The following is a 4,573-nucleotide window of genomic DNA, read 5'->3' as shown; positions in this document are numbered from 1 at the left end:
CCTTTGCCGGCCACCAGTTTTTTATAGGGGTTCTCAATAAACGTTTTCAGATAATCTACGCCATTCACAAAAAAGGAAGGGAGATGTCCCTGGTCATGCACGATCAATAGCTGGCTGTTAGGCATGTATCGTTTAATGAGCCTGTTGTAATGGGGCCTGCACCAGGGGTCTATATCCCCCGCCCCAATAATGGCCGGAATATTTGAATATACGGGTTCTTTGGCGCCGGGTGGATCCGCTTTTACTTTCCAGCAATCGCAGATTGCATGATCGACATTGTTAAATTCATAACCCGCCAACCAGGGCAGGATCAGTTCCTGTTTCTTTACCAGCTCCTTGCGGGCATATGCAATCTGTTCAGAACAATATATAGAATATCGCATACCATGTGACAGGCGTTCATCGCCTTTAAATATTTCATCCAGTATTTCTTTCACATAGGGCTCATGCCGGCCATTGACTATTTCGTTCATCACAAACGGTACCGCTCTTATTTGCCACCGGTTCATCCGGTTCAACACCGCATCCAACAACTCCTTTTTTGTATAATGAATTTGGCGGGTTTGCGAATCACCTTTTACCTTATAAGCTAAAGCAAATGTTTTTCCCGTGATCTTCATAAAATACTGGTGGAACCGTTCTCTCAGGGTGCCGTAGGTGCTTTTATCTGTGGAATCGGCTTCGCAATTATCAAAAACCTGGTCAAACGCTTCGTTAATATTGACCAACCCTTCCTGTTCATAATTTGTAAAGGCTGGCAGCGGAGAATTTAAAATAAGGGACTTCACACATTCCGGATGATCTTTAGCAACAGTAAGCATTAGGCCACCACTATAGGATATTCCGAATAAATTCAATTTGCCCAACTGCAAAGCCAGCCGCAGGTCATTGATATCGGCAGCGCTTTCTATGGTATTATAACTGGAAAGGTTAATACCCTGCAACGCTAACCGTTTCCTACACTGTTTCACCGCTTCCAGGCGCAGGCTGTCTATCGACAGGTTTTCTTTATAGCCTTTTATTAGCGCTGTATTTATTTCCGGACAATCCAAACAGGGTACTGCTTTTTTTGAACCCCGCTGATCGAAGATGATAAAACTACCGAATTGAAAGAAATCAGATTTTGCAGTGATCTCCGTAAAATTAGCAATGGTGCTATACCCTGGGCCGCCGGTAGTAAATAAAGTAATAGCTGAGTCGGCAATTGATTTCTTTAAATAAACAAATGGCAGCTTGAGGGTCCTTCCGGCCGGCTGCTGCCGGCTTTCCGGCACTATTAAATAGCCGCATTTCGAAATAAGGGTGGGATCTACCTTTATCATGCAGGGACAAGGTTCAATCTTCGGCACATACCCCTGGGCAACAGCAATAGAACCGAGCAAAAGCAACAGGCCAATCATGCTATACTTCATACGTTCTGTTTTGAACAAAAATAGAAGGCGGAGTAACCGGCAGCAAGTAAAAATCGGACAATCTTACCGTTGTTGGGAAGTGAATCGGTATTGTGAAAGCTTTTGCCCGGTGAACTTTACCACGCTTTTATAAAAATGGCTCATATCATAATACCCATGATCATAGGGTGAAAAAACAACCGGATTGGCTACATAGCTGGTCAACGCGATCCTTGCCCGGGTAATGGCCTGAAAGTTCTTCGGACTGGTACCCACTACTTTTGTAAAGCACCGGTACAGCGTTTTTTCTGAGATGTATAATTTCCTGGCCAGTTCGCTGGTGGCCGATTCCAATCCTGCACCAGTAAACGCCTGCACGGTTTCCTTTATGCATTGCAGGTAAAAACCTTCCCGCTTGTTATTCTTTTCCAGCTTCTCTAGGAAAAAATTTTCAAACATTACTTTTCTATCTTCAAAACAACCCAACCTTTTCAGCTTTTTAATAAAGGAGGCTGGAATAATATCTTCAACCGGAATAACCTCGCTGCCAATAGTGGTCTGACTGATGCCAAAGATAGTTTCAAAACCACCGGGATTAAACTTGACCGTAAAAATGTTATCGGTAGGCAAATTCCTTCGTTCTACAATTTTGTTCCTTAGTAATAAAATATCCGTACGCTCATCTACGGTATGCCAGGCGTCTCCATTCTTTAACTGGTAAGATGTGCCCAGGTTCAACCAGATGGTGGGCGTGTAACTGGGAAAAAGGGTTACGGTAAATGGGGAAGCGCCAATAAAGCGGTCCATCGCATCGAGTGAAGATTCAGAAAAAAACTCAATAAGATCAACTAGCGCTTCGCAAGGTGTATTGAACCGGTATAGTTTCCTGATATTATCGAATATTTCCGTCATGTTTCGCTGGGATACTTTAACAAGATACAAAATCCAAAAACATGCCGCCGCTATTCAGCCATTTTTTGCTGCTGAAATTCTCTTTTAGACACATACCGCATACTTAAAAACACTAATACCAGATCAACTGAAACGAAAATGATCTTCGAGAGCAGATCGCCACTACATATATGCGCAATCAACGCCGATACCATGGTAATAATAAATCCCGCATACACCCATTCTTTTACCCGCAAAGGCGTAAACGGGAATAAAAGCACCGTTGCCCCAATGATCTTCAGTGTAACTAATTCTATTCTGAAATAATCAGGGAAGCCCAGCATTCGCAGGTCTGCAGCATGCGTGTACGAGTAGTAAGCACTAAACAACATAAAGAAACTGATAAAGCCTTTTGCTATCCAGTACTGCGTTTTTTTCTGTACCATATCGTTGCATTTTTATTCGAAAGCGTAATATTTTCAACAAAACTACTTCGTTTTAGAAATAAAACAACTATTTCCGTAGTTATTTATTTAATTTTACTTCTAAATCGAAGTATATTATGAATAAGACTGTTGAACTGGTAAATCACTGGGGCCAATTTGAAGAACAACATCCCAATGGTAACATCGAAGATTTTTGCCGGCATTACCTGGCGCATCAACAGCAAAAAAAGACCACCGGCAAACTGGTTGGCGGGGTTGTACCCTCGCTCAACAGTGGACTACTGCTCAAAATAATCGGCCGCATCAGCAAACTGAATATGGCGTACGCCAATCTTGCTCTTGAAGGAAGCGGCCTGCATCAAATTGAAGAATTCGGCATCTTGCAAACCATCAAAAAGGAAAAAAATCCTAAAAAAACGGAAGTCATTTATGCCAACCTGTTTGAATTAAGCAGTGGAACGGATATGCTGAACCGGTTAATACAACGAGGACTAATAAAAGAATACGCCGATAAAGAAGATAAACGTTCCAAACGGATAGAACTGACTCCAAAGGGCGAAAAAGTGGCAGCCAGCTGTCTGATTAAAATTGAAAAAAATGCCTCTATGCTCATGAATGATCTGAGCAATGATGATAAAGCGCTCTGTATTCAATTATTGAAGGGTGTTGAAATAAAATTTTCAGAACTCTGGCAAAAACATAAAGGACAGGAATTTGATGACATCTATGACGATCTAATGTCAGCTGACCAAACAAACAGGAATGACCGATAACAAACCTGAGCCCCCCACGAAAGAAATTTTAAGCTCCTCCGAAAGAGAATTCGCAATTTTATCCGCAGCTTTGTGTTGTCAATCGCAGCAGAGCATTATGAAAAAAGCCCAGTCGACAACCAATCTTCCCGGCGTTCTTTACAGTCACTTTGGATCCAAAAAAGTGGTGAGCGAACAGTTCATCCCTGAACATGGGTTGTGTCAGATCATTTCAGGCAAATTACAGGTAGTAGATTCCGGCCGGACAAAAACATTTGGCCCCGGCGACCTATTGTTCTATAGAAAGAACTTTTTGGCGAAGTTCATAAAACTAAACGACGGGCTTTTTCCCTACAGATCGATCACAGTTGTGTTTGACAGGATCGCACTTGCACAATTCAGCCGGCAATACAACCAGGGATTTGAAGAACCGTTTCCTGAAAAGGATGCCGTATTAAAACTGGACAGCAGCCTGCTGCTGGAGAATTATTTTCAAACCCTGCTACCCTATTTTGAAACGCCGCTGCCCGATCACCTGGTGAACCTGAAACGCCAGGAGGCATTGATGCTGTTGCTCCAGGTAAACCCGGCTTTCAAAAACATTCTGTTCGATCTTGATCAGCCGGGAAAAACAGACCTGGAGGCCTTTATGCAGCAGAACTTTAGTTTCAATGTGGAAATGAAAAGATTTGCCTATCTCTCGGGTAGAAGTCTGGCCACTTTTAAACGGGATTTTGAAAAGATATTTCACACCACGCCCAATCGCTGGTTACAGGAGCGGCGGTTGAAGGAAGCGCATTACCTTATCAAGGAAATGAAAAGACGGCCTTCAGAGGTATATCATGAAGTGGGTTTTGAAACCTTCGCCCACTTTTCCTATGCGTTCAAACAATTCTATGGAGTAAATCCATCGAAAGTATCGGTCACTAAAAAATAACTCGGAAACATATGAACAAAACCTGGTCATTATGAACACTTACTCCTTTTTATAATACTTGCCTACTCCAAATCCGCCACTAAAGCCAATAATGGCGCCAATAATATATTTTAGAAACCTTCCTGTTTTGCCCATATAAATAAACCACAAACCAGG

The 4,573-nt window shown here is 42.4% G+C and carries 5 protein-coding genes; 2 read left to right on the top strand and 3 right to left on the bottom strand.

The window, feature by feature from the left end; genetic code table 11:
• The 3 genes from ACJ751_RS01330 to ACJ751_RS01320 all read right to left on the bottom strand — a co-directional run.
• On the bottom strand, positions 1 to 1,412 hold a 1,412-nt coding region (locus ACJ751_RS01330; RefSeq protein ID WP_407743571.1), incomplete at its 3' end, for an alpha/beta fold hydrolase.
• A 63-nt stretch (positions 1,413 to 1,475) separates the two neighbouring features.
• Positions 1,476 to 2,303: a helix-turn-helix domain-containing protein gene (locus ACJ751_RS01325; RefSeq protein WP_407743570.1), complete on the bottom strand. Its 828-nt coding sequence runs from the start codon at positions 2,301 to 2,303 to the stop codon at positions 1,476 to 1,478.
• Positions 2,304 to 2,353: 50 nt separating this feature from the next.
• A complete protein-coding gene (locus tag ACJ751_RS01320) occupies positions 2,354 to 2,728 on the bottom strand; it encodes a DoxX family protein (RefSeq protein WP_407743569.1) in 375 nt (124 codons plus the stop codon).
• Between the two features lie 116 nt (positions 2,729 to 2,844).
• Between ACJ751_RS01320 and ACJ751_RS01315 the strand changes: the two genes are divergently transcribed.
• Both ACJ751_RS01315 and ACJ751_RS01310 read left to right on the top strand, forming a co-directional pair.
• Positions 2,845 to 3,501 (top strand): MarR family winged helix-turn-helix transcriptional regulator, encoded by a 657-nt coding sequence (locus ACJ751_RS01315; protein WP_407743568.1) that lies wholly within the window; start codon positions 2,845 to 2,847, stop codon positions 3,499 to 3,501.
• Positions 3,502 to 3,598: 97 nt separating this feature from the next.
• Positions 3,599 to 4,417, top strand: a complete 819-nt coding sequence (locus ACJ751_RS01310) for an AraC family transcriptional regulator (RefSeq protein ID WP_407743567.1) — start codon at positions 3,599 to 3,601, stop codon at positions 4,415 to 4,417.
• Positions 4,418 to 4,573: the final 156 nt, after the last annotated feature.

Source organism: Niastella sp., assembly GCF_045805085.1.
Taxonomy (GTDB): domain Bacteria; phylum Bacteroidota; class Bacteroidia; order Chitinophagales; family Chitinophagaceae; genus Niastella.
The sequence above is the reverse complement of the archived record's forward strand: the minus strand, read 5'-3'. Positions and strand labels throughout refer to the sequence as shown.

Coding starts and splice junctions, on each gene's coding strand:
- ACJ751_RS01325 (WP_407743570.1), bottom strand. CDS start 2,303: ATGACGGAAATATTCGATAATATCAGGAAACTATACCGGTTCAATACA.
- ACJ751_RS01320 (WP_407743569.1), bottom strand. CDS start 2,728: ATGGTACAGAAAAAAACGCAGTACTGGATAGCAAAAGGCTTTATCAGT.
- ACJ751_RS01315 (WP_407743568.1), top strand. CDS start 2,845: ATGAATAAGACTGTTGAACTGGTAAATCACTGGGGCCAATTTGAAGAA.
- ACJ751_RS01310 (WP_407743567.1), top strand. CDS start 3,599: ATGAAAAAAGCCCAGTCGACAACCAATCTTCCCGGCGTTCTTTACAGT.